Source organism: Klebsiella sp. CN_Kp106, from assembly GCF_040064575.1.
Lineage (GTDB): Bacteria > Pseudomonadota > Gammaproteobacteria > Enterobacterales > Enterobacteriaceae > Klebsiella > Klebsiella michiganensis.
Window position 1 is genome coordinate 77,989 of the sequence record NZ_JBEAIG010000048.1, and the last position, 23,388, is coordinate 101,376.

Annotated in this window: 18 protein-coding genes; 15 read left to right on the forward strand and 3 right to left on the reverse strand. The window is 54.3% G+C overall.

What is annotated here, in order from left to right:
* Positions 1-35 precede the first annotated feature (35 nt).
* The 4 genes from relA to eno all read left to right on the forward strand — a co-directional run bounded on the left by relA (position 36) and on the right by eno (position 6,377).
* A complete protein-coding gene (relA, locus tag ABLU96_RS14660; protein ID WP_004853643.1) occupies positions 36-2,273 on the forward strand; it encodes a GTP diphosphokinase in 2,238 nt (745 codons plus the stop codon).
* Positions 2,274-2,341: 68 nt separating this feature from the next.
* The gene (mazG, locus tag ABLU96_RS14665; RefSeq protein ID WP_048260291.1) at positions 2,342-3,133 is read left to right on the forward strand and encodes a nucleoside triphosphate pyrophosphohydrolase; all 792 of its coding nucleotides are present in this window, start codon (positions 2,342-2,344) and stop codon (positions 3,131-3,133) included.
* Between the two features lie 227 nt (positions 3,134-3,360).
* Positions 3,361-4,998: a glutamine hydrolyzing CTP synthase gene (gene pyrG, locus ABLU96_RS14670; protein WP_004105009.1), complete on the forward strand. Its 1,638-nt coding sequence runs from the start codon at positions 3,361-3,363 to the stop codon at positions 4,996-4,998.
* Between the two features lie 80 nt (positions 4,999-5,078).
* Entirely contained in the window at positions 5,079-6,377 is a 1,299-nt protein-coding gene (eno, locus tag ABLU96_RS14675) for a phosphopyruvate hydratase (RefSeq protein WP_004124327.1), read from the forward strand.
* A 66-nt stretch (positions 6,378-6,443) separates the two neighbouring features.
* On the opposite strand, the gene ABLU96_RS14680 is transcribed toward eno, so the two are convergent.
* Entirely contained in the window at positions 6,444-7,553 is a 1,110-nt protein-coding gene (locus ABLU96_RS14680) for an SDR family oxidoreductase (protein ID WP_025106430.1), read from the reverse strand.
* 460 nt (positions 7,554-8,013) lie between these two features.
* Here ABLU96_RS14680 and queE point away from each other — a divergent pair, with 460 nt between their 5' ends.
* The gene (gene queE, locus ABLU96_RS14685) at positions 8,014-8,685 is read left to right on the forward strand and encodes a 7-carboxy-7-deazaguanine synthase QueE (RefSeq protein ID WP_004124321.1); all 672 of its coding nucleotides are present in this window, start codon (positions 8,014-8,016) and stop codon (positions 8,683-8,685) included.
* Positions 8,686-8,741: 56 nt separating this feature from the next.
* Here queE and queD read toward each other — a convergent pair whose 3' ends face one another.
* Positions 8,742-9,104, reverse strand: coding sequence for a 6-carboxytetrahydropterin synthase QueD (queD, locus tag ABLU96_RS14690; protein WP_004853637.1), 363 nt, complete (start codon positions 9,102-9,104; stop codon positions 8,742-8,744).
* A 430-nt stretch (positions 9,105-9,534) separates the two neighbouring features.
* Between queD and cysJ the strand changes: the two genes are divergently transcribed.
* From cysJ to ABLU96_RS14720, 6 genes are all read left to right on the forward strand, one after another.
* Positions 9,535-11,334 carry an NADPH-dependent assimilatory sulfite reductase flavoprotein subunit gene (gene cysJ, locus ABLU96_RS14695; protein WP_025106432.1) on the forward strand — a complete coding sequence of 600 codons (1,800 nt, stop codon included), beginning with the start codon at positions 9,535-9,537 and terminating at the stop codon, positions 11,332-11,334.
* Positions 11,334-13,046: an assimilatory sulfite reductase (NADPH) hemoprotein subunit gene (gene cysI / locus ABLU96_RS14700; protein WP_004853633.1), complete on the forward strand. Its 1,713-nt coding sequence runs from the start codon at positions 11,334-11,336 to the stop codon at positions 13,044-13,046. The genes cysJ and cysI overlap by 1 nt, the downstream gene beginning before the upstream one ends.
* A gap of 98 nt (positions 13,047-13,144) precedes the next feature.
* The gene (gene cysH / locus ABLU96_RS14705; RefSeq protein ID WP_014226592.1) at positions 13,145-13,879 is read left to right on the forward strand and encodes a phosphoadenosine phosphosulfate reductase; all 735 of its coding nucleotides are present in this window, start codon (positions 13,145-13,147) and stop codon (positions 13,877-13,879) included.
* A gap of 617 nt (positions 13,880-14,496) precedes the next feature.
* Positions 14,497-15,339 carry a hypothetical protein gene (locus ABLU96_RS14710; RefSeq protein WP_224226582.1) on the forward strand — a complete coding sequence of 281 codons (843 nt, stop codon included), beginning with the start codon at positions 14,497-14,499 and terminating at the stop codon, positions 15,337-15,339.
* Positions 15,340-15,357: 18 nt separating this feature from the next.
* Positions 15,358-16,506 carry a cysteine desulfurase family protein gene (locus ABLU96_RS14715; protein ID WP_348862577.1) on the forward strand — a complete coding sequence of 383 codons (1,149 nt, stop codon included), beginning with the start codon at positions 15,358-15,360 and terminating at the stop codon, positions 16,504-16,506.
* On the forward strand, positions 16,503-17,420 hold the full coding sequence (locus ABLU96_RS14720) for a DMT family transporter (protein ID WP_048260287.1): 918 nt from the start codon (positions 16,503-16,505) through the stop codon (positions 17,418-17,420). Before ABLU96_RS14715 ends, ABLU96_RS14720 begins: the two co-directional genes overlap by 4 nt.
* A 252-nt stretch (positions 17,421-17,672) precedes the next feature.
* Here the strand turns inward: ABLU96_RS14720 and ABLU96_RS14725 are convergent, their stop codons facing one another.
* Positions 17,673-18,728: an aminopeptidase gene (locus ABLU96_RS14725; RefSeq protein WP_025106436.1), complete on the reverse strand. Its 1,056-nt coding sequence runs from the start codon at positions 18,726-18,728 to the stop codon at positions 17,673-17,675.
* A gap of 246 nt (positions 18,729-18,974) precedes the next feature.
* On the opposite strand from ABLU96_RS14725, the gene cysG reads away from it, so the two are divergent.
* The 4 genes from cysG to cysC are packed head-to-tail and all read left to right on the forward strand — an operon-like array spanning position 18,975 to position 23,341.
* Positions 18,975-20,381, forward strand: a complete 1,407-nt coding sequence (gene cysG / locus ABLU96_RS14730) for a siroheme synthase CysG (RefSeq protein WP_163520894.1) — start codon at positions 18,975-18,977, stop codon at positions 20,379-20,381.
* A gap of 9 nt (positions 20,382-20,390) precedes the next feature.
* Positions 20,391-21,299: a sulfate adenylyltransferase subunit CysD gene (cysD, locus tag ABLU96_RS14735; RefSeq protein WP_004104981.1), complete on the forward strand. Its 909-nt coding sequence runs from the start codon at positions 20,391-20,393 to the stop codon at positions 21,297-21,299.
* 9 nt (positions 21,300-21,308) lie between these two features.
* Positions 21,309-22,736: a sulfate adenylyltransferase subunit CysN gene (cysN, locus tag ABLU96_RS14740; protein WP_348862579.1), complete on the forward strand. Its 1,428-nt coding sequence runs from the start codon at positions 21,309-21,311 to the stop codon at positions 22,734-22,736.
* Positions 22,736-23,341: an adenylyl-sulfate kinase gene (gene cysC, locus ABLU96_RS14745; protein WP_048260280.1), complete on the forward strand. Its 606-nt coding sequence runs from the start codon at positions 22,736-22,738 to the stop codon at positions 23,339-23,341. Before cysN ends, cysC begins: the two co-directional genes overlap by 1 nt.
* Positions 23,342-23,388 lie beyond the last annotated feature (47 nt).

A 23,388-nucleotide genomic window follows, 5' to 3' on the forward strand; every position in this document is an offset into this window, starting at 1 on the left:
CCGACTTCGGCAGGCGGTCCCTTAAGGAGAGGACAATGGTTGCGGTAAGAAGTGCACATTTAAATAAAGCTGGTGAATTTGACCCGAAGAAATGGATCGCGAGTCTGGGAATTTCCAGCCAGCAGTCGTGTGAACGCTTAGCCGAAACCTGGGATTATTGTCGAGAGAAAACGCAGGGGCATCCGCAGGCCGATCTCCTGCTATGGCGCGGCGTGGAGATGGTGGAAATTCTCTCCATGTTGAGCATGGATATCGATACGCTGCGCGCGGCGATGCTTTTCCCGCTGGCGGACGGTAACGTCGTCAGCGAAGAGATCATGCAGGAGAGCGTCGGGAAATCGGTCGTCACCCTGATCCACGGCGTGCGGGACATGGCCGCGATACGCCAGCTTAAAGCCACCCATACGGATTCGGTCTCCTCTGAACAGGTGGACAACATTCGCCGCATGCTGCTGGCGATGGTCGATGACTTCCGCTGCGTGGTGATTAAAATCGCCGAGCGCATCGCCCATCTGCGTGAAGTGAAAGATGCGCCGGAAGATGAGCGCGTACTGGCGGCAAAAGAGTGTACCAATATTTACGCGCCGCTGGCCAACCGCCTGGGGATCGGCCAGCTGAAGTGGGAGCTCGAAGATTACTGCTTCCGCTATCTGCATCCGGCGGAATATAAGCGAATCGCTAAGCTGTTACACGAGCGGCGCATCGATCGTGAACATTATATTGATGAATTCGTCAGCCATTTACGCACGGAAATGAAAACCGAGGGCGTCAAGGCTGAGGTCTACGGGCGTCCCAAGCATATCTACAGCATCTGGCGCAAAATGCAGAAAAAACATCTCGCCTTCGACGAGCTGTTTGACGTGCGGGCGGTGCGTATTGTCGCCGAGCGCCTGCAGGACTGCTATGCCGCGCTGGGGATCGTGCATACTCATTACCGCCATCTGCCGGATGAGTTCGATGATTACGTCGCCAATCCCAAGCCTAATGGCTACCAGTCAATTCATACCGTCGTGCTTGGCCCCGGCGGAAAAACCATTGAAATTCAGATCCGTACCCGCCAGATGCATGAAGATGCCGAGCTGGGCGTGGCCGCGCACTGGAAGTATAAAGAGGGCGCCAGCGCAGCGGCCAGCGGCGGGCGCGGCTATGAAGATCGCATTGCCTGGCTGCGTAAACTGATCGCCTGGCAGGAAGAGATGGCCGATTCCGGCGAGATGCTGGATGAGGTGCGTAGCCAGGTCTTTGATGACCGGGTTTATGTCTTTACACCGAAGGGCGACGTGGTGGATTTGCCTTCGGGTTCGACGCCGCTCGATTTTGCCTACCATATACACAGCGATGTCGGCCACCGCTGCATCGGGGCGAAAATCGGCGGGCGTATTGTGCCGTTCACCTATCAGCTGCAGATGGGCGACCAGATTGAAATCATCACCCAGAAGCAGCCCAACCCCAGCCGCGACTGGCTGAACCCGAACCTTGGCTACGTCACCACCAGCCGCGGGCGTTCCAAAATTCACGCCTGGTTCCGCAAGCAGGATCGCGACAAGAATATTCTTGCCGGGCGACAGATCCTTGATGATGAGCTCGAGCATCTCGGCATCAGCCTGAAGGACGCGGAAAAGCATCTGTTGCCGCGCTACAACTTTAACGAGCAGGACGAACTGCTGGCGGCGATTGGCGGGGGCGATATTCGCCTCAACCAGATGGTTAATTTCCTGCAGGCGCAGTTTAATAAACCCAGCGCGGCGGAGCAGGATGCGGCGGCGTTAAAGCAGCTGCAGCAGAAAACTCACGCTCCGCAGAATCGCAGCAAAGACAATGGTCGCGTGGTGGTGGAGGGTGTCGGCAATCTGATGCACCACATTGCGCGCTGCTGCCAGCCGATTCCCGGCGACGAGATCGTGGGCTTTATCACCCAGGGCCGCGGGATCTCGGTGCACCGCGCGGATTGCGATCAGCTCGCGGAGCTACAGTCTCATGCTCCCGAGCGCATCGTTGACGCGGTGTGGGGAGAGAGCTACTCGGCGGGCTACTCGCTGGTGGTGCGCGTCCAGGCCAACGATCGTAGCGGCCTGCTGCGCGACATCACCACCATTCTCGCCAATGAGAAGGTCAACGTGCTGGGCGTTGCCAGCCGCAGCGATACTAAACAGCAGATGGCGACGATCGATATGACCATTGAGATCTACAACCTGCAGGTGCTGGGGCGCGTACTGGCGAAGCTGAATCAGGTACCTGACGTCATCGACGCCCGTCGTCTGCACGGCGGATAAACTCCCACGCTTATGTCAGCCGGGTCAGGCGCTACCGCCACCCGGCATTTTTTTATCAGGACAGACTTATGACTCAAATCGAACGCCTGCTCGGCATTATGCGGCGTCTGCGCGATCCGGAAAACGGCTGCCCGTGGGACAAAGAGCAGACCTTTGCCACCATCGCGCCGTATACCCTTGAAGAAACCTATGAAGTGCTCGACGCTATCGCCCGCGAAGATTTTGACGATCTGCGCGGTGAGCTGGGCGACCTGTTGTTCCAGGTCGTCTTCTACGCTCAGATGGCGCAGGAAGAGGGGCGCTTTGATTTTAACGATATCTGCGCCGCCATCAGCGACAAGCTGGAGCGCCGTCATCCGCATATTTTCGGCGAGGCGAGCGCCGGTAGCAGCAGCGAAGTGCTGGCCCGCTGGGAACAGATCAAAAGCGCTGAGCGAGCGGAAAAGTCCCAGCACTCCGCGCTGGACGACATCCCGCATAGCCTTCCGGCGCTGATGCGCGCGCATAAAATCCAGAAACGCTGCTCGGCGGTAGGCTTTGACTGGACCTCTCTGGGGCCGGTGCTGGATAAAGTGCACGAAGAAATAGATGAAGTGATGCACGAAGCGCAGCAGGCCGTGGTGGATGAAGCTAAACTGGAGGAGGAAGTGGGCGACCTGCTGTTTGCGACGGTCAATTTATCCCGCCATTTAGGGGTAAAAGCCGAAGTTGCGCTGCAAAAAGCCAACCTGAAGTTTGAGCGCAGGTTCCGCGAAGTTGAGCGGATTGTCGCCGCGCGCGGCCTGGAAATGACCGGCGTTGACCTCGATACCATGGAGCTGGTGTGGCAGGAAGTAAAACGCCAGGAAACTGATCTCTAAAGAGTTTTCGTGATCAAGCGCTATTTGTGTGATTTTTTAAATAACAAGCGCTTGATTTACGTCAAAAACATTTCGCCAAAAGCGGCTATTTTCTCACTCCCTGCGTTTGTGTGGGCCTGATGAAAAGGAGGGATAATGAAAGTTTGTGGCGTCAGTCATGATCGGGTATACTGCTTTCCCGTCCTGGTTATTCCATCGTCTTTTAAACCTAACTTCTCAGGTTCAGCATGACAACGAACTATATTTTTGTGACCGGCGGGGTCGTATCCTCTCTGGGTAAAGGCATTGCCGCAGCTTCCCTCGCAGCCATTCTCGAAGCCCGCGGGCTTAATGTGACCATGATGAAACTGGATCCGTACATCAACGTCGATCCGGGCACCATGAGCCCAATCCAACACGGGGAAGTGTTCGTTACTGAAGACGGCGCTGAAACCGATCTGGACCTGGGTCACTACGAGCGTTTCATTCGCACCAAGATGACCCGTCGCAACAACTTCACCACGGGTCGTATTTACTCTGACGTCCTGCGCAAAGAGCGTCGCGGCGACTATCTGGGTGCCACCGTTCAGGTTATTCCGCACATCACCAACGCGATCAAAGAGCGCGTGCTGGCCGGCGGTGAAGGCCATGATGTGGTGCTGGTTGAAATCGGCGGCACCGTTGGCGATATTGAATCGCTGCCGTTCCTTGAAGCGATTCGCCAGCTGGCGGTGGATATCGGTCGTGAAAACGCGCTGTTTATGCACCTGACCCTGGTGCCGTACATGGCCGCCGCGGGTGAAGTCAAAACCAAGCCGACCCAGCACTCCGTTAAAGAACTGCTCTCCATCGGTATTCAGCCTGACATTCTGGTCTGCCGCTCCGATCGCGCTATTCCGGCGAACGAACGTGCCAAAATTGCATTGTTCTGCAATGTGCCGGAAAAAGCCGTTATTTCGATGAAAGATGTCGATTCCATTTATAAAATCCCGGGCCTGTTGAAATCTCAGGGTCTGGACGATTATATTTGTAAACGATTCAGCTTAAACTGTCCGGAAGCGAACCTGGCCGAATGGGAACAGGTTATCTACGAAGAAGCGAACCCGGCAGGTGAAGTCACCATTGGTATGGTCGGCAAGTACATTGAACTGCCGGACGCCTACAAATCGGTGATTGAAGCGCTGAAACACGGCGGTCTGAAAAATCGCGTCACCGTCAACATCAAGCTGATTGATTCGCAGGATGTGGAAACGCGCGGCGTCGAAATTCTGAAGAATTTAGACGCAATCCTGATTCCTGGTGGCTTCGGCTATCGCGGGGTTGAAGGTAAGATTGCCACCGCGCGCTACGCGCGTGAAAACAACATTCCATACCTGGGCATTTGCCTGGGGATGCAGGTCGCGCTGATTGAGTTCGCGCGCAACGTAGCGGGGATGGAAAACGCCAACTCAACGGAATTTGTGCCAGACTGTAAGTACCCGGTCGTGGCCCTGATTACCGAATGGCGTGATGAAGACGGTAATGTCGAAGTCCGCTCTGATAAGAGCGATCTCGGCGGCACGATGCGCCTCGGCGCGCAGCAGTGCCAGCTGGCTGAAGATAGCCTGGTGCGCCAGCTGTACGGCGAGCCAACCATTACCGAACGCCATCGTCACCGCTACGAAGTCAACAATATGTTGCTGAAGCCGATTGAAAATGCGGGCCTGCGTATTGCGGGCCGTTCCGGGGATGATCAGTTGGTCGAGATCATCGAGGTGCCTAACCATCCGTGGTTCGTCGCCTGTCAGTTCCATCCGGAGTTTACTTCGACGCCGCGTGATGGCCATCCGCTGTTTGCTGGCTTTGTGAAAGCCGCTGGCGAGTACCAGAAGCGTCAGGCGAAGTAAAAGAGTTAGAACGGCAATGCACCCATCCGGGTGCATTGTTTGTCTGGAGTTTTAGTTTAACTTGTACTGAGGAAAACCTAATGTCCAAAATCGTTAAAGTCATCGGTCGTGAAATCATCGACTCCCGTGGTAACCCGACTGTTGAAGCCGAAGTACACCTGGAAGGTGGTTTCGTCGGTATGGCAGCTGCTCCGTCAGGTGCTTCTACTGGCTCCCGCGAAGCGCTGGAACTGCGCGATGGCGACAAATCCCGTTTCATGGGTAAAGGCGTACTGAAAGCTGTTGGCGCGGTTAACGGCCCGATCGCTCAGGCAATCCTTGGCAAAGATGCCAAAGATCAGGCTGGCATCGACAAAATCATGATCGACCTGGACGGTACTGAAAACAAATCTAACTTCGGTGCGAACGCCATCCTGGCCGTCTCTCTGGCTAACGCCAAAGCTGCCGCTGCTTCTAAAGGTCAGCCGCTGTACGAGCACATCGCTGAGCTGAACGGCACCCCGGGCAAATACTCCATGCCGGTTCCGATGATGAACATCATCAACGGCGGCGAGCACGCTGACAACAACGTCGACATCCAGGAATTTATGATTCAGCCGGTTGGCGCTAAATCCCTGAAAGAAGCCGTACGTATGGGTTCTGAAGTGTTCCACAACCTGGCTAAAGTTCTGAAAGCTAAAGGTATGAACACTGCTGTTGGTGACGAAGGCGGCTACGCGCCGAACCTGGGCTCCAACGCTGAAGCGCTGGCTGTTATCGCTGAAGCGGTTAAAGCTGCTGGCTACGAGCTGGGCAAAGACATCACCCTGGCGATGGACTGCGCGGCTTCTGAATTCTACAAAGACGGTAAATACGTTCTGGCCGGCGAAGGCAACAAAGCGTTCACCTCTGAAGAATTCACCCACTTCCTGGAAGAGCTGACCAAACAGTACCCGATCGTCTCCATCGAAGATGGCCTGGACGAATCTGACTGGGACGGTTTCGCATACCAGACTAAAGTACTGGGCGACAAAATCCAGCTGGTTGGTGACGATCTGTTCGTAACCAACACCAAGATCCTGAAAGAAGGCATCGAGAAAGGCATCGTTAACTCCATCCTGATCAAATTCAACCAGATCGGTTCTCTGACCGAAACTCTGGCTGCGATCAAAATGGCGAAAGACGCTGGCTACACTGCCGTTATCTCTCACCGTTCTGGCGAAACTGAAGACGCGACCATCGCTGACCTGGCTGTGGGTACCGCTGCAGGCCAGATCAAAACTGGTTCTATGAGCCGTTCTGACCGCGTTGCTAAATACAACCAGCTGATTCGTATCGAAGAAGCGCTGGGCGAAAAAGCACCGTACAACGGTCGTAAAGAGATCAAAGGTCAGGCATAAGCCTGTCTTAATCTGATATGAAAAAGCCAGCCTTCGGGCTGGCTTTTTTTATACCTGCAAAAGCGGCTACTTAAAATCTACCGCCATTTGCTGCGGGATAGAAAGCCCGCGCGTGGTCTGTACGCAGCGGTCAATGTAATCGGTAAAGCGCGGCGGTTTTGGCATACCCATGCTGAGCAGCTTGTCGTTGCTGAATCGTACGTTAAGCGTGGCGAAGGCGCCGTACAGGCGCATGGCTTTTAGCATCAGCCGTTCGTTGCAGGGGCCAAAAATAGCCTTCAGCTCACGGCGCATTTTGACCAGCGTTTCATAGCTGACCTGCGCGTATTTATCGCCGACCGGCGCCTGCTCGAGGGCGGAGGCCATCGCGTTATCGATATCCGCAAACCTTACGCTGTTTTCCTCTCCCGCGGAAATATGCACCACCTCTCCGCGCGCCAGCGGGCTGGTAAGCAGCATCAGCAGCGCATCGGCGCAGTAATCGACGGGGATTACATCGATGCGGTCTTCCATCGAACACATAAATTTTTGCAGCATCAGCCCCATGCTGAACACCCAGAAGATGCTGCTGGAGGGCTGACAGCCGTGATGAGTGTGGCCAACAACAATAGAGGGACGGGCGATCGCCAGCGGTAGCGTTGGGCACTCCTGCCGCATGAGACGCTCAATTGTTGATTTAGAGTGGGTGTACTCGACCAGATGCTCGGCGCGTTCACGAAACGCCGTGCTTTCCGCTACCAGCGAATCGGGGTCTGGCGAGCAGGACATCGCGGTGCCCACGTGCAGAAAGCGCTCAAGGCCGCCGACCTGAGCCATCCGCCGGGCAAACTGCAGCGTGCCTTCGACGTTGACCTTCCAGATAAGCGGATTATTACCAAATGAGGCGACGGCGGCGCAGTTGAGCACGTGGGTAACCTGATTCAGGCGCGGGTCGTCGAGAAAGGGCTGCGGATTGGCCAGATCCCCCAGCAGAATGTTGCCGGGCGTCAGGGCCGTTAATCTCTCTTCGCTAATATTGAATTTTCGCAGGTTTTCCTTTACCCGTTCTACGGCAGCTACACTATTATCTGCACGAACTAACAGTAATAGATTAGGCGCATTCTTTTTATTCAGAATGCTTTCTAACACTGCTCCACCGAGAAAACCGGTCGCGCCAGTAATTAATAATGTATTCATGAATGCAGTCTCATTATGGTTGGTTGACTGGATTCTAGGCGCGGAAAATTAAACGGATATTAAATGGAAAATGAACATAAGGTGCGGTTTATTAAGGTTATTTTAAGATAATTTAGCGTCGTGGATCGAATTTGACCCTAAGCTATGACAATAAATTCATTATTTCGTGTATCCATTTGTACATCGTTGAAATTTATTATTTTTAAGTTTGTTATTTTATTTTTGGCTTTCAAAATTATACATGTTTTGTTACACCAAAAATTTTAGCCGTGCCGCTTAATAGTCGCCTGATGATTATCAGGCTAATTAAATCAGCCGGTGCGGGATAATGGAATCGGCCAGCTGCCGGAGGTTTATCATTAAGGTTTAGGTTCTACCCACCACGCGGCGCAGCGCGGGACAAGATCTGCGCGGGCAAATCTGCGATAATGCGCGCTCACAACCCTAAGCAGAGATGATTATGCAGTACCCGATTAACGAGATGTTCCAGACCTTGCAAGGCGAAGGTTACTTCACCGGCGTTCCCGCCATTTTTATTCGTTTACAGGGATGCCCGGTTGGTTGCGCCTGGTGCGATACCAAACATACCTGGGATAAGCTTGCCGATCGGGAAGTGTCGCTGTTCAGCATTCTGGCAAAAACCAAAGAGAGCGATAAATGGGGCCCGGCGAGCAGCGAAGATCTGCTGGCTATCATCGGGCGTCAGGGCTGGACGGCCCGCCACGTGGTCATTACCGGCGGCGAGCCCTGCATTCATGATTTAACGCCGTTAACCTCTTTACTGGAGCAAAACGGATTTAGCTGCCAGATTGAAACCAGCGGCACCCATGAAGTGCGCTGCACGCCGCATACCTGGGTGACGGTGTCGCCAAAGGTGAACATGCGCGGCGGCTATGACGTACTCTCTCAGGCGCTACAGCGGGCTGATGAAATTAAACATCCGGTTGGACGCGTGCGCGATATCGAAGCGCTGGATGAGCTGCTGGCAACGCTGGCCGATGAAAAGCCGCGTATTATCGCGCTTCAGCCGATTAGCCAGAAAGATGACGCGACGCGCCTGTGCATCGAAACCTGTATCGCCCGCAACTGGCGCTTATCGATGCAGACGCACAAGTACCTCAATATCGCGTGATATAAAAAACCCTGATAGCGCAGGGCTATCAGGGTCTTATTCAGCTAAAGGCACTATCACTCGCCGCGATAGACGCAGCCCGCGGTGCAGGTTTCTTTGATCATCACCGCGCTCAGCAGCGGTACCCGCGGTTTCATCTGCTCCCAGATCCATTTTGCCAGCACTTCGCTGGTCGGATTGGACAGCCCGGGAATATCGTTCAGGTAGTAATGGTCGAGGCGATCGTAGATGGGTTTAAACGCGGCCTTCAGCTCGGCAAAATCCATGATCCACCCGGTATGGGGATCGACTTCACCGGTAATCTCCAGGCGCACCATAAAAGAGTGGCCGTGCAGGCGACCGCACTTATGACCTTCCGGCACGTGCGGCAGGTGGTGAGCGGCTTCAAAGGTGAAATCTTTAAACAGCGTGGTGGACATCTTTTCTTCTCAATATGGCAAAAAACCGCCGTAGGGTACCGGAAAGCACATTTTTTCGCATTAACTAAAACGGCCCTGAGCGGAAAATAGCCACATTCATCCAGCCTGTTCAAATTAATTGCCTATATTTCATGGGCTTATTTAATCGATTTTGTTGTTAATAACTATAACTAAAACAGGTTAGTCCATTTGGTTATTTGTTATTTCCATCCTTTATTTAGTTGTTACTATTTGCACCGTTAACCTACTCACTCGTCATACTTCGAGCCGCATGTGCGTTGGCAATAACTCGGCCCAGCCTTGGGCTTTGCCCTGATGGGCGCTGTGTCGCTGCCTGCAACTCGAATTATTTAGAGTAAATACATTATCTTCTGTTTATCACGCTGACAGGGCGTGAATCACAGCTTTGCTTACTGGAACATAACAACGCATGACGACACAGGCCCCACCTTCCAATTTGCTACCGCTGAGTCCGGAGCAAATGGCGCGCCTTCAGGCGGCCACGACTGACTTCACGCCCACCCAGCTGGCCTGGGTTTCCGGCTATTTTTGGGGGGTGCTGAACCAGCAGCCCGGCGCGGCGGTTGTTGCGCCAGCCCAGGCGGCTGAAGTACCGTCCATTACCCTGATTTCGGCATCGCAAACCGGCAACGCCCGCCGCGTCGCTGAAGCGCTGCGCGACGATCTGCAGGCCGCGCAGCTGAACGTGAAGCTGGTCAACGCAGGCGACTATAAATTCAAACAAATTGCCTCCGAAAAGCTGCTGGTCGTGGTGACGTCAACGCAGGGTGAAGGTGAGCCGCCGGAAGAAGCCGTCGCGCTGCATAAATTCCTGTTTTCGAAGAAAGCGCCGAAGCTGACCGATACCGCATTTGCCGTGTTTGGCCTCGGCGATACCTCCTATGAATTCTTCTGCCAGTCCGGCAAAGATTTTGATAATAAGCTGGCCGAACTGGGCGGTGAACGCCTGCTCGACCGGGTTGATGCTGATGTAGAGTATCAGGCCGCCGCCGCCGAATGGCGCGCTCGGGTGGTTGAGGCGCTGAAAGCGCGCGCCCCTGCCGCCGTCCCGTCTCAGCTGATTGCCAGCGGATCGGTGAACGAGATCCACACCAGCCCCTATACCAAAGAAGCGCCGCTGACCGCGACGCTGGCGGTGAATCAAAAAATTACCGGTCGCGATTCTGAAAAAGATGTGCGCCATATTGAAATCGACCTCGGCGACTCCGGCCTGCGCTATCAACCGGGCGATGCGCTGGGCGTCTGGTACCAGAACGATCCGGCTCTGGTGAAAGAGCTGGTAGAGCTGCTGTGGCTGACGGGCGAGGAGCCGGTCACGGTTGACGGCAAAACGCTGCCGCTCGCCGAAGCGCTGGAGTGGCACTTCGAGCTGACGGTCAACACCGGTAACATCGTGGAAAATTATGCCACCTTAACCCGCAGCGAATCCCTGCTGCCGCTGGTGGGCGATAAGGCACAGCTCCAGCATTACGCCGCGACCACGCCGATTGTCGATATGGTGCGTTTCTCCCCGGCGCAGCTGGATGCACAGGCGCTGGTCGACCTGCTGCGCCCGCTGACCCCGCGACTGTACTCGATCGCTTCTTCGCAGGCGGAAGTGGAAAGCGAAGTCCACGTCACCGTTGGCGTGGTGCGATATGACATCGAAGGCCGCGCCCGGGCCGGTGGCGCTTCCAGCTTCCTGGCTGACCGCGTCGAAGAAGATGGCGAAGTGCGCATCTTCATCGAGCATAACGATAACTTCCGTCTGCCCGCTAACCCGCAGACGCCGGTGATCATGATTGGTCCCGGCACCGGCATCGCGCCGTTCCGCGCTTTTATGCAGCAGCGCGCGGCGGAAGGCGCGGAAGGGAAGAACTGGCTGTTCTTCGGCAACCCGCACTTTACCGAAGATTTCCTTTATCAGGTGGAGTGGCAAAGCTACGTCAAAGAAGGCGTGCTGAGCCGCATCGACCTGGCCTGGTCCCGCGATCAACAACAAAAAGTCTACGTTCAGGACAAGCTGCGCGAGCAGGGGGCCGAACTGTGGCGCTGGATTAACGACGGCGCCCATATTTATGTCTGCGGCGATGCCAATCGTATGGCAAAAGACGTTGAGCAGACGTTGCTGGAAGTGATTGCCGAATACGGCGCGATGGACGCCGAAGCGGCGGACGAATTTTTAAGTGAGCTGCGCGTTGAGCGCCGTTATCAGCGAGATGTCTACTAATGAGCGAAAAACATCCAGGCCCGCTGGTGGTCGAAGGTAAACTGACTGACGCCGAGCGCATGAAGCTCGAAAGCAACTACCTGCGCGGCACCATTGCGGAAGATTTGAACGACGGCCTGACCGGCGGTTTTAAAGGCGATAACTTTCTGCTGATCCGTTTTCACGGTATGTACCAGCAGGATGACCGCGATATCCGCGCCGAGCGCGCGGCGCAGAAGCTGGAGCCGCGTCACGCGATGCTGCTGCGCTGCCGCCTGCCGGGAGGGGTGATCACCACCAAACAGTGGCAGGCGATCGATAAATTCGCCGCCGATAACACCATCTACGGCAGTATCCGTCTGACCAACCGTCAGACCTTCCAGTTCCACGGCATTCTGAAGAAGAACGTCAAGCCGGTGCACCAGATGCTGCATTCGGTCGGGCTGGACGCGTTGGCCACCGCCAACGATATGAACCGTAACGTGCTGTGTACCTCTAACCCGTACGAGTCCCAGCTGCATACTGAAGCCTACGAATGGGCGAAGAAGATCTCCGAGCACCTGCTGCCGCGCACGCGCGCCTACGCTGAGATCTGGCTGGATCAGAAGAAAGTCGCCACCACCGATGAAGAGCCGATCCTCGGTCAGACCTATCTGCCGCGTAAGTTCAAAACGACCGTAGTGATCCCGCCGCAGAACGATATCGATCTGCACGCGAACGATATGAACTTCGTGGCCATCGCTGAAAACGGCAAGCTGGTCGGCTTCAACCTGCTGGTCGGCGGCGGTTTATCGATTGAGCACGGCAATAAGAAAACCTACGCCCGTACGGCGAGCGAGTTTGGCTATCTGCCGCTGGAGCACACTCTGGCGGTGGCGGAAGCGGTGGTCACGACCCAGCGCGACTGGGGTAACCGTACCGATCGTAAAAATGCGAAAACCAAATACACCCTCGAACGCGTTGGCGTTGAGACCTTTAAGGCGGAAGTGGAACGTCGGGCGGGCATCAAGTTTGAGCCGATCCGTCCGTACGAATTCACCGGCCGCGGCGATCGTATCGGCTGGGTGAAGGGTATCGACAATAACTGGCATCTGACGCTGTTTATTGAAAATGGTCGTATCCTTGATTATCCGGGTCGTCCGCTGAAAACCGGCCTGCTGAAGATTGCGAAGATCCACAAAGGCGAATTCCGCATTACGGCGAACCAGAACCTGATTATTGCCAGCGTACCGGAAGATCAGAAGGCGAAGATCGAGAAGCTGGCCCGCGATCACGGCCTGATGAACGCCGTCACGCCGCAGCGCGAAAACTCTATGGCCTGCGTGTCGTTCCCGACCTGCCCGCTGGCGATGGCGGAAGCCGAGCGTTTCCTCCCGTCGTTTATCGATAAAGTCGAGGCGGTGATGAGCAAACATGGCGTTGGCGACGAGCATATCGTTACCCGCGTTACCGGCTGCCCGAACGGCTGCGGCCGCGCGATGCTGGCGGAAGTGGGGCTGGTCGGTAAAGCGCCGGGCCGCTATAACCTGCACCTTGGCGGCAACCGCAGCGGGACGCGTATTCCGCGTATGTATCGGGAAAATATTACCGAGTCGGAAATTCTCGATTCGATCGACGAACTGGTAGGGCGCTGGGCGAAAGAGCGTGAAGCGGGTGAAGGCTTCGGCGACTTTACGGTGCGTGCGGGCATCATTCGCCCGGTGCTCGACCCAGCCCGTGATTTCTGGGAATAACATCCAGGTGCCCGGTGGCGAGCAGCGATCCGGGCCTGTGGGTTTTGTAGGCCGGGCAAACGCAGTACCGCCCGGCGAAACAGGCAAGCGAGGTTCTTATGTCCGTACTCGATCTAAACGCGCTGAACGCATTACCGAAGGTCGATCGTGTTTTGCAGCTGGCGGAAACCAATAGCCAGCTGGAAAAGCTGAGCGCGGAAGCGCGCGTCGCGTGGGCGCTGGAAAACCTGCCGGGCGAATATGTGCTCTCTTCGAGCTTTGGTATTCAGGCGGCGGTGAGCCTGCATCTGGTCAATCAGGTGCGCCCGGATATTCCGGTCATTCTGACCGATACCGGCTATCTGTTCCCGGAAACCTACCAGTTTATCGACGAGTTAACGGACAAACTCAATCTGAACCTGAAGATCTATCGGGCGAAGGAGAGCGCCGCCTGGCAGGAGGCGCGCTACGGTAAGCTGTGGGAGCAGGGCGTTGAGGGTATTGAAAAGTACAATGATATTAACAAGGTCGAGCCGATGAACCGGGCGCTGGAAGAGCTGAATGCGCAAACCTGGTTTGCGGGCCTGCGCCGCGAGCAGTCCGGCAGCCGCGCCCACCTGCCGGTGCTGGCGATCCAGCGCGGCGTGTTTAAGGTGCTGCCGATCATCGACTGGGATAATCGTACCGTCTATCAGTATCTGCAAAAGCACGGCCTGAAGTATCACCCGCTGTGGGATCAGGGCTATTTGTCGGTGGGGGATACCCACACCACCCGGAAATGGGAGCCGGGGATGGCGGAGGAAGAAACGCGCTTCTTTGGTCTGAAAAGAGAGTGCGGGCTGCACGAAGGCTAATGTAGCCCTGTGGGATTTCCACAACTTCCGGCTAAAACAGCAGAACCCTTTTTTGACCTGGTAAGCCATATTGGCGACGATTTTACAGTAAAAAGGGTATCTGCTATCTAATTCTTCCGGCTTCAGCACACTGTTGTCATGGTGAAGCCTGGCGCTATGGTTATCTACCAGAATATAACCGCTGACTTGTCGCCGGGCCTCGTCCTTGTCTGCGTGGAAGGCTGAAAGATGGGCTGCCGGGATTTGCCTCGATTTTCAGCCTCCCGGCGTCATGGATTTTTCTGCAACTACAAATCTGCTTTGACAAAATCTCCATCGATCATGAACTATTATTCCTGGTCTTTTAAACTATACCCATTAAGAATATAAGTGATTTATGTTTCATTACGATATTATCTCATAATTATCCGTTGTGATTGAGGTTCTCATTTGTACCTGGCTTGACACAGGCCACAAATTGTATTTATATTTTTGAGACAGGGCGAATGCAGAAAGAATATATTTCGGATTTTCTCTCATCATTCGAATACCACAATATTTTCTGAACGCCTCGATTTCCCCGTTTTTACTGGCTATTGCTGGGGAGTTTTTTCTTAAATAAAGCGCAAGGTAGCGTCATGTCATTAGAAAAGGAAATAGTACCTAAAGGTGATTATCATTCTTCCCTGGAAGTTATAATCGAAAATAGTTACGCCACAAGTACCGGTAAGCTCGTTGTCTACCTCGAAGGCGGTCATTTCAATCGGCAATTTGGCGCAGACGAGTTTGCGCTTAACACGCTATCTGATGCCGTTGCTTTCGGAAAAAAACTTATCAGTAAATATCAAAAAAATATCAAACTCGTTTACGGTATTCTGGTAGACGATCTCGGGATTGCCTGTTCTGAAGATAGCTGTACTCTCCCTCAACTCGAAAAGATATCAGAACCGCAAACGGCTGGAGAACTTCCTGAGGAAATTGAATTTTTTATCCAAAAAAATACTCTCATCAAACGCGATAAATTAATGGTTTTTTCCGAGCGAACCAGTAAAAATCGGTCCATCGAAAGTATAAAAAAGAAACTCAAGGACAATACGGAAGGATTATTGATTACTGAAAATGGATCTCATACTGAAATAAAGTTATCAGTCCCTGATGTCATTCCTTTTGTCTTAGCAAGAAAAAATGGTGACGTTTTTACTGCTAAATGTCCAGCTATCATTTTCCAACACTATAAAGATATACTTTTCAAACTTAAACAGCGATTTACAGAAGCCCGTGACTTTGTGATCATCGACTGGTCTGATTTTTCAGATCACAATAAGGTGGTACAAGGCCGCACCGCATTAACTGTTATGCAAAAACCGCAAAATCATAATCTCACCATCGCTAATATATTTTTTGGCGATGATGAAGGCCACATCGCTAAAATGGAATACAGTGCCGTATCGTCTATAAAAGCAGACCCTATGGTTGTCTAACAGGAAGTGGATATAAACATGATTTATCTGGATAATAACGCAACAACCAACATGGCTCCTGAAGTCCGCGCTACTGTTATACACTGCTTTGACGAATACTTCGCCAATGCATCTTCTGTCAGTCATTATGAAGGGATCAGAGCGCAAAATTATTTAGAAGAATGCAGGGCCATTGTGGCACAAATGATTGGGGCTAATGCGGAATTTATCACTTTCAATTCTAGTGCTTCTGAAGCAAATAACACGGTTATTCGAGCGGTGTCTGATTACTTCTTACACACCGGCAAGGTTCATATCATTACCAGTTCGATCGAGCACGAATGCCTGCTAAAAGTTTGTGAGTATGTCAGGCGACACGGTGTCGACATTACTTTTCTGCCTGTCGATCGTCTGGGACGCGTCTCCATTGAGGCTCTAAAAGAGGCTATCCGTCCAGAAACTCGACTAATTTCTGTCATGGCAGCGAATAATGAAACTGGTGTTCTACAGCCTCTGGATCAAATTGGAATTATAGCGCGCCAGCACGGTATATTATTCCATAGCGATGCCGCCCAGCTCGTGGGGAAACTCCCCTTCTCGGTGACACAGTCCAGCCCTGATTTTGTCAGTTTTTCAGCTCATAAATTCTATGGCCCCAAAGGCGTCGGCGCACTCTACAGCTCACGGCCTGACATCCTCCGGCACTCGCCACTCATTCATGGAGGAGGTCAGGAGTCAGGCATCCGTAGCGGCACAGTGAATCTTCCGGCTATTGCTGGAATGGCAAAGGCTGCTGAGCTGTTTATCTCCTCATATCCGCAGCGCATTGCGTTTCAAAAAGAGATGAAGAGTTATTTTATCGATCTCCTCGAATCAATAATGCCGGACGTTGTGATAAATGGCTGTAGGACGCAAAGCCTGCCTAATACCGTGAACTTCTCTTTGCCTGGCATTAAGTCCAGTATGCTTCTGAAAAAACTCAAAATGAAAGTTGCGCTCAGTAGTGCCTCAGCCTGTCATTCAACGGAACAAAAACCCAGCCATGTTTTAAGCGCTATGGGGCTGGATGATGCCTTGCTTCAAGGGGCAATTCGCATGAGCTTTAGCCATATGACGGAGCGTGAAGAACTTAAAACAGCAGTGGAGTTGCTTGCCGGTACAGCACAGCGCCTGGGGGGGATTAAATGAAGCCCAGAGTGCCAAAACGCTGGGTTGCCGAGCTATTGCTGGCCGTTGTCGCGGCGGGTTGGGGGATTGGTTTTCCGGTTATGAAAATGGTGGTCAATACCTATCCGGTAATGATGGTGTTAGGGCTACGCTTTCTGCTTTCGGCCTTCTTTTTGCTGCCGTTCAGCTTGAGAGGATTGGGAACATTATCGCGACAAACATTTCTGTCTGGTCTACTACTGGGTCTGCTATTGGGAACTTCATTTGTGTTCCTTATTTATGGTCTTCAGTTAACAACGGCCTCAAATACCGGTTTTCTTGCGGGGCTCAGTGTCATTTGGGTGTTATTGCTCACGGGACCATTGATGGGGAAACGCCCCTCTTTTGACGCGATATTAGCGACATTGTTTGGTCTTGCGGGTTTATATCTGATGGCCGATATCCAGGGATGGCAGCTCCATCTGGGAGATGGGTTGGTCGTTATTGGATCGTTGTTCACCGCCATACATATTATTGCGCTCGATCGTTTCTGCGCGCGTCATAATAATATGACACTAACGTTTTTACAGATCTCTACGATGGCCGTAATCTTTCTGGGACTACAGCACATCAGCGGAGGTGAGATTCTCCCTCGTAACTGGAGTAGCAAGCTTGTCATCGCGTTAGGGATAACGGCAGTCTTTTCTACTGTCATTGCTTTTTGGGTTCAGGCGCATTTCCAGCGGTATTCAACGCCAACGCGAGCCGTTCTGATTTACAATCTGGAGCCGGTGTTTTCCGCACTATTCGCACTCTGGTTATTGCATGAAACGTTTTCCGCCAATGTTATTTTCGGGGGAGGATTGATTCTGATAGGGATGTGCCTTCCGGGTATTCTGAAGATATTTTCGAAGCGCTCTAACGTAAATCCAACGGATCGGTTACGCGGATTGTAGCGGTGTGTTCAGACGGTGCTTGCGCCGTCCAGGCAACAGGACGGTGCCCAGCCAACGGTACAGGAAAACCCCTTTTCCCCGCAGGTTGGCCAGCAAGCTGAATGACTTCTGGCAGTGGAGACGGTGAGAGACATACCGCCTGCTGATTGAGCGAGGATTGTTAAAAAAGCACTCCCGGAGAAGTGCTAGCGGTATTAAAAAATGAAAACGCATCATGGCGACAGTCCTTGTTGCCGGATTTTTATCGTTAGTCTATTTTGAGGCGGGTCTCTTCTCCGCCTTCGCCAGCTCTTTCACCAGCGGCAGCATCACTTTCATCACATCGCGTCCGCGATGCTCAATACGCCCCGGCAGCGCTTTATCAATATACTGTAGGTTATCCAGCTGTACGTCATGCCAGCTCGTGCCCTGCGGGAAGCTGCGTGATTTGCTCCGCTGCTGATAACCGTCTTTCTTACCTAATGACCAGTTGGTCGCTTCCACCGACAGTACCGGGATCCCGGCGCTATCAAAAACGCTGGCGTCGTTGCAGCAGCCGGTGCCTTTCGGGAAGTCCCGGTTCATCCCAGGATTGGTGAAGGCCGCGATGCCGTGGCTACGGGCGATAGCCAGCGCCCGGTCGCGGGTGAGCTTGCGCACCGATGCTGGCGTGCTGCGGCCGCTATTAAAGTACAGCTTATCGCCCACGACCAGGTTATCGAGATTAATCACCAGCAGGGTGTTTTTCTTTTCCGCGTCGCTCATGCGCTTAAGCAGATTCTGCGCACCCAGCCGGCCTTCTTCTTCACCGCTGGTGGCGACGAAGCGAATACCGTAACGGGTAGGAACGTTCTTTAACTGTTCAGCAAGTTCCAGCATGACGCCGAGACCCATCGCGTTGTCGTCTATCCCCTGCAGGGTCAGGCCGCCGAGGTTGTTTTCAACATCTTTATCGCTCTGCGGCGCGTAGGTATCCAGGTGCGCCATGATAATAATCTGCTGGCGAGATTGGCCTTCATGAGCGGCGATCACCGTACTGCCGGTGGCGTTATGCCAGTTTTTACGCTGATTGCTATCGGTATAGACGTAACGGGTATTGAAGCTGCGCACATCGCTCTGGTAGCCCATCTGGGCGAACTGCTGGCGGAGATAATCGGCCGACAGCATCTCGGCCGGCGTGCCGGTCATTCTTCCGGGATAAAAGGTGGCGATATGACGAGCCTGGGCATTGGCAGTTTCGCCCGGGGCGCTGAATGCCGGGGCGGCGGAGAAGACAAAACCTGCGCCCAACGCCAGGGGGAGCAGGCGACGGCACAATGCGGAAAACATAGGGGGTCCTTTAGCACTTAAAACAATTTCACCCGCGTAGTATGAAACTGTGACCGGGGTTAAACAATTTCAATCGCTCTTAAATGGTGGAAAAACCGCGTGTTAAGCACTTTTTGATATTTGCTTTCCCAGGTCGTTATTCTTTTGAGTAACAACTCATTCCATTTCGTAATTTCATTTGCTCTAAACCGCACCCTATAGTCGCTCTATTGCTGATTGTAAGAGAGTTGTTGCGCAGTGGAATACTTGCCGATATTTGCCGAAGTGAAAGACAGACCCGTGCTGGTGATCGGCGGCGGCGAGATAGCCGCGCGTAAGATTACGTTTTTGCTGCGTGCTGAAGCGAAGGTGCAAATTGTCGCCGAAACGTTGATACCGGAACTTGCCGAAAAGGTCGAGCGCGAGGAAATTCAGTGGCGGGCAACCGTATTCGAAGAGCAGCAGCTTGACGACGTATTCCTGGTGATTGCCGCCACGGAAGATGACGAGCTGAACCAACGCGTTTATGTCGCGGCTAACGCGCGCTATCGGCTGGTCAACGTCGTGGATAATCAGGCGCTGTGCTCGTTTGTCTTTCCATCCATTGTCGATCGTTCTCCACTGCTGGTGGCTATCTCTTCCAGCGGAAAAGCGCCGGTGCTGTCGCGGATTTTGCGCGAAAAAATCGAAGCGCTGCTGCCCACCAACCTGGGTCGGCTGGCTGAAACGGCGAGCTACTGGCGTCACCATATTAAAACCCATCTGAAAACCACCGCCGAACGCCGCCGCTTTTGGGAGCGCGTGTTTACCGGTCGCTTTGCCAGCCTGATGCTGGCGGGCAATAAAGATGAAGCGGAAAAAGCGCTGGAAGATGAACTTCTTCAGCCGGAAAAACGCCCTGGTGAAATTATTCTCGTCGGGGCAGGGCCAGGCGATGCCGGATTGCTGACCCTGCGCGGCCTGCAGGCCCTTCAGCAGGCGGATGTGGTGTTTTACGACAACCTGGTCACCCCGGAAGTACGTGAACTGGTGCGCCGGGACGCGGAGACAATCTGCGTCGGCAAAAGCGCCGCCGGCGTATCTGTACCGCAGCAGGAGATCAACCGCCTGCTGCTGGAAGCGGCGAAAACGGGCAAAACGGTGATTCGCCTGAAGGGCGGCGACCCGTTTATTTTTGGCCGCGGCGGTGAAGAGCTGCAGGCCGCAGCCGCAGCGGGCATTCCGTTTCAGGTCGTCCCGGGCGTCACGGCGGCGGCGGGCGTAACGGCTTATGCCGGTATTCCGCTGACGCATCGTGATTATGCCCAGAGCGTAACCTTTATTACCGGGCACTTTGGCGCTGAAAATTCGCCGCTCGACTGGGCGCGGCTGGCGCAAAGCGGCCAGACCCTGGCCATTTATATGGGTAGCCTGAAAGCGGCGGAAATCAGCGCTCAGCTGATCGCCAACGGCCGCGGAGGCGATACCCCGGTGGCGGTAATCTCGCGCGGCACTCGCGCCGATCAGCAAACGAAGACCGGCACATTACAACAGCTTGAAAACCTGGCGAAAGACGCCCCGATGCCCGCGCTGCTGGTGGTGGGTGAAGTGGTGCAATTACATCAACAGCTCGCCTGGTTTCAACACACCTCATCCTCAGACGCCTTCAAGGCTTCTGTAGTAAATCTGGCTTAAGGAACGGTTATGGACCAAAAACGACTTACTCACCTGCGGCAACTGGAGGCGGAAAGCATCCATATCATTCGTGAGGTGGCCGCCGAATTCTCTAACCCGGTGATGATGTACTCCATCGGCAAAGACTCCAGCGTGATGCTGCATCTGGCGCGTAAAGCGTTTTATCCAGGCACCCTGCCGTTCCCGCTGCTGCACGTCGATACCGGCTGGAAATTCCGCGAAATGTACGAGTTCCGTGACCGTACCGCTAAAGCCTACGGCTGTGAGCTGCTGGTGCACAAAAACCCGGAAGGGGTGGCGATGGGGATTAACCCGTTCGTGCACGGCAGCGCCAAGCATACCGATATCATGAAAACCGAAGGCCTCAAGCAGGCGCTGAACAAATACGGCTTCGATGCCGCGTTCGGCGGCGCCCGTCGCGATGAAGAGAAATCCCGCGCTAAAGAGCGTATTTACTCCTTCCGCGACCGCTTCCACCGCTGGGATCCGAAAAACCAGCGCCCGGAGCTGTGGCACAACTATAACGGCCAGATTAACAAGGGCGAAAGTATCCGCGTGTTCCCGCTCTCCAACTGGACCGAGCTGGACATCTGGCAGTACATCTATCTGGAAAATATTGAAATTGTTCCGCTGTACCTGGCGGCGGAGCGTCCGGTGCTGGAGCGCGACGGGATGCTGATGATGATCGATGACGATCGCATCAATTTACAGCCCGGCGAGATGATCAAAAAACAGATGGTACGCTTCCGCACCCTCGGCTGCTGGCCGCTGACCGGCGCGGTGGAGTCCAATGCGCAAACGCTGCCGGAGATCATCGAAGAGATGCTGGTCTCGACCACCAGCGAACGACAGGGGCGCGTGATTGACCGCGACCAGGCAGGCTCCATGGAGCTGAAGAAACGTCAGGGTTATTTCTAAGGAGCCGCCATGAATACGACTATTGCACAACAAATTGCCAATGAAGGCGGCGTTGAAGCCTACCTGCATGCCCAGCAGCACAAAAGCCTGCTGCGCTTTTTGACCTGCGGCAGCGTCGACGACGGCAAAAGTACGCTGATTGGCCGCCTGCTGCACGATACCCGTCAGATTTACGAAGATCAGCTCTCTTCGCTGCATAACGACAGCAAACGTCACGGTACCCAGGGCGAAAAACTCGATCTGGCGCTGCTGGTGGACGGTCTGCAGGCCGAGCGTGAGCAGGGCATTACCATTGACGTCGCCTATCGTTACTTCTCAACCGAGAAGCGCAAATTTATTATCGCCGACACCCCGGGACACGAACAGTATACCCGCAACATGGCGACCGGCGCGTCAACCTGCGACCTGGCGATCCTGCTGATCGACGCGCGCAAAGGCGTGCTCGATCAAACCCGTCGTCACAGCTTTATCTCCACGCTGCTGGGGATCAAACACCTGGTGGTGGCGGTGAACAAAATGGACCTCGTCGATTTTAGCGAAGAGACCTTTAACACCATCCGTGAAGCGTATCTGACCTTTGCTGAACAGCTACCAGGCGATCTCGACATTCGCTTTGTCCCGCTTTCCGCGCTTGAAGGGGACAACGTCGCCAGCCAGAGCGATAAAATGCCGTGGTACAGCGGCCCGACGCTGCTGGAAGTGCTGGAAACCGTTGAGATTCAGCGCGTGGTGGAAAGCCAGCCGCTGCGCTTCCCGGTGCAGTACGTCAACCGCCCGAACCTCGACTTCCGCGGATTCTCCGGTACGGTTGCCGCCGGCCGCGTGAGCGTAGGACAGCGCCTGAAAGTGCTGCCGTCGGGGGGGGAATCCACCGTGGCGCGCATCGTCACCTTTGACGGCGATCTGCCGGAAGCGGCGGCCGGGGAAGCTATCACTCTCGTGCTGAAGGATGAAATTGATATCAGCCGCGGTGACCTGCTGGTGGACGCGACGGTCTCTCTGCCTGCGGTACAAAGCGCCAGCGTTGATGTGGTATGGATGGCGGAGCAGGCCCTAACGCCTGGCCAGAGCTATGACATTAAAATCGCCGGTAAGAAAACCCGCGCCCGCGTGGATGGCGTACGCTACCAGGTTGATATTAACAACCTGACCCAGCGCGAAGTGGAATCGCTGCCGCTCAACGGCATTGGGCTGGTGGATCTGACTTTCGACGAGCCGCTGGTGCTGGATAAATACCAGGATAACCCGGTCACCGGGGGCCTGATTTTTATCGATCGTTTGACCAACGTGACCGTTGGCGCAGGGATGGTACGCGAACCGAACGAGCAGGCTCAGGCAGGCGCTTCGCAATACAGCGCGTTTGAGCTTGAGCTGAACCAGTTTATTCGCAAGCACTTCCCGCACTGGGACGCCCGCGACCTGCTGGGAGGCAAGTAATGGCCCGACATGACGAAAACGTCGTCTGGCACGCGCATCCTGTCACGCAGGCGCAGCGCGAGCAGCATCATGGCCATCGCGGCGTGGTGCTGTGGTTCACCGGGCTTTCGGGCTCGGGGAAATCCACCGTTGCCGGCGCGCTGGAAGAGGCGCTGCATCGGCTCGGCGTGAACACCTATTTACTGGATGGCGATAACGTGCGTCACGGCCTGTGCAGCGATCTTGGCTTCAGCGACGACGACCGCAAAGAAAACATTCGCCGGGTGGGTGAAGTGGCGAAGCTGATGGTGGATGCCGGGCTGGTAGTATTGACTGCGTTTATATCACCGCATCGCGCAGAGCGGCAGATGGTGCGCGAACGTTTGGGCGAAGGGCGCTTTATTGAAGTCTTTGTCGATACGCCGCTGGCGATCTGCGAAGCGCGGGATCCGAAAGGGCTGTACAAGAAGGCACGGGCCGGGGAGCTGCGCAACTTTACCGGAATTGATTCAGTGTATGAATCCCCGGAGCGCGCCGAAATTCACCTCGACGGTGAACAATTGGTAACAAATTTGGTGCACCAATTATTAGACCTGCTACGACAGAGCGATATTATCAGATCCTGAAACGGCAGCGGCATCATCACAGGATGCCGATCGCCAGGTCAACAGGA

What these genes read in the sequence shown, in the direction of transcription:
- ABLU96_RS14725 (WP_025106436.1), bottom strand. Translation starts at nt 18,728, where the DNA reads ATGTTTTCCGCATTGTGCCGTCGCCTGCTCCCCCTGGCGTTGGGCGCA.
- cysH (WP_014226592.1), top strand. Translation starts at nt 13,145, where the DNA reads ATGTCCGTACTCGATCTAAACGCGCTGAACGCATTACCGAAGGTCGAT.
- cysI (WP_004853633.1), top strand. Translation starts at nt 11,334, where the DNA reads ATGAGCGAAAAACATCCAGGCCCGCTGGTGGTCGAAGGTAAACTGACT.
- ABLU96_RS14715 (WP_348862577.1), top strand. Translation starts at nt 15,358, where the DNA reads ATGATTTATCTGGATAATAACGCAACAACCAACATGGCTCCTGAAGTC.
- relA (WP_004853643.1), top strand. Translation starts at nt 36, where the DNA reads ATGGTTGCGGTAAGAAGTGCACATTTAAATAAAGCTGGTGAATTTGAC.
- cysD (WP_004104981.1), top strand. Translation starts at nt 20,391, where the DNA reads ATGGACCAAAAACGACTTACTCACCTGCGGCAACTGGAGGCGGAAAGC.
- mazG (WP_048260291.1), top strand. Translation starts at nt 2,342, where the DNA reads ATGACTCAAATCGAACGCCTGCTCGGCATTATGCGGCGTCTGCGCGAT.
- queD (WP_004853637.1), bottom strand. Translation starts at nt 9,104, where the DNA reads ATGTCCACCACGCTGTTTAAAGATTTCACCTTTGAAGCCGCTCACCAC.
- ABLU96_RS14710 (WP_224226582.1), top strand. Translation starts at nt 14,497, where the DNA reads ATGTCATTAGAAAAGGAAATAGTACCTAAAGGTGATTATCATTCTTCC.
- ABLU96_RS14720 (WP_048260287.1), top strand. Translation starts at nt 16,503, where the DNA reads ATGAAGCCCAGAGTGCCAAAACGCTGGGTTGCCGAGCTATTGCTGGCC.
- ABLU96_RS14680 (WP_025106430.1), bottom strand. Translation starts at nt 7,553, where the DNA reads ATGAATACATTATTAATTACTGGCGCGACCGGTTTTCTCGGTGGAGCA.
- eno (WP_004124327.1), top strand. Translation starts at nt 5,079, where the DNA reads ATGTCCAAAATCGTTAAAGTCATCGGTCGTGAAATCATCGACTCCCGT.
- pyrG (WP_004105009.1), top strand. Translation starts at nt 3,361, where the DNA reads ATGACAACGAACTATATTTTTGTGACCGGCGGGGTCGTATCCTCTCTG.
- queE (WP_004124321.1), top strand. Translation starts at nt 8,014, where the DNA reads ATGCAGTACCCGATTAACGAGATGTTCCAGACCTTGCAAGGCGAAGGT.
- cysJ (WP_025106432.1), top strand. Translation starts at nt 9,535, where the DNA reads ATGACGACACAGGCCCCACCTTCCAATTTGCTACCGCTGAGTCCGGAG.
- cysN (WP_348862579.1), top strand. Translation starts at nt 21,309, where the DNA reads ATGAATACGACTATTGCACAACAAATTGCCAATGAAGGCGGCGTTGAA.
- cysC (WP_048260280.1), top strand. Translation starts at nt 22,736, where the DNA reads ATGGCCCGACATGACGAAAACGTCGTCTGGCACGCGCATCCTGTCACG.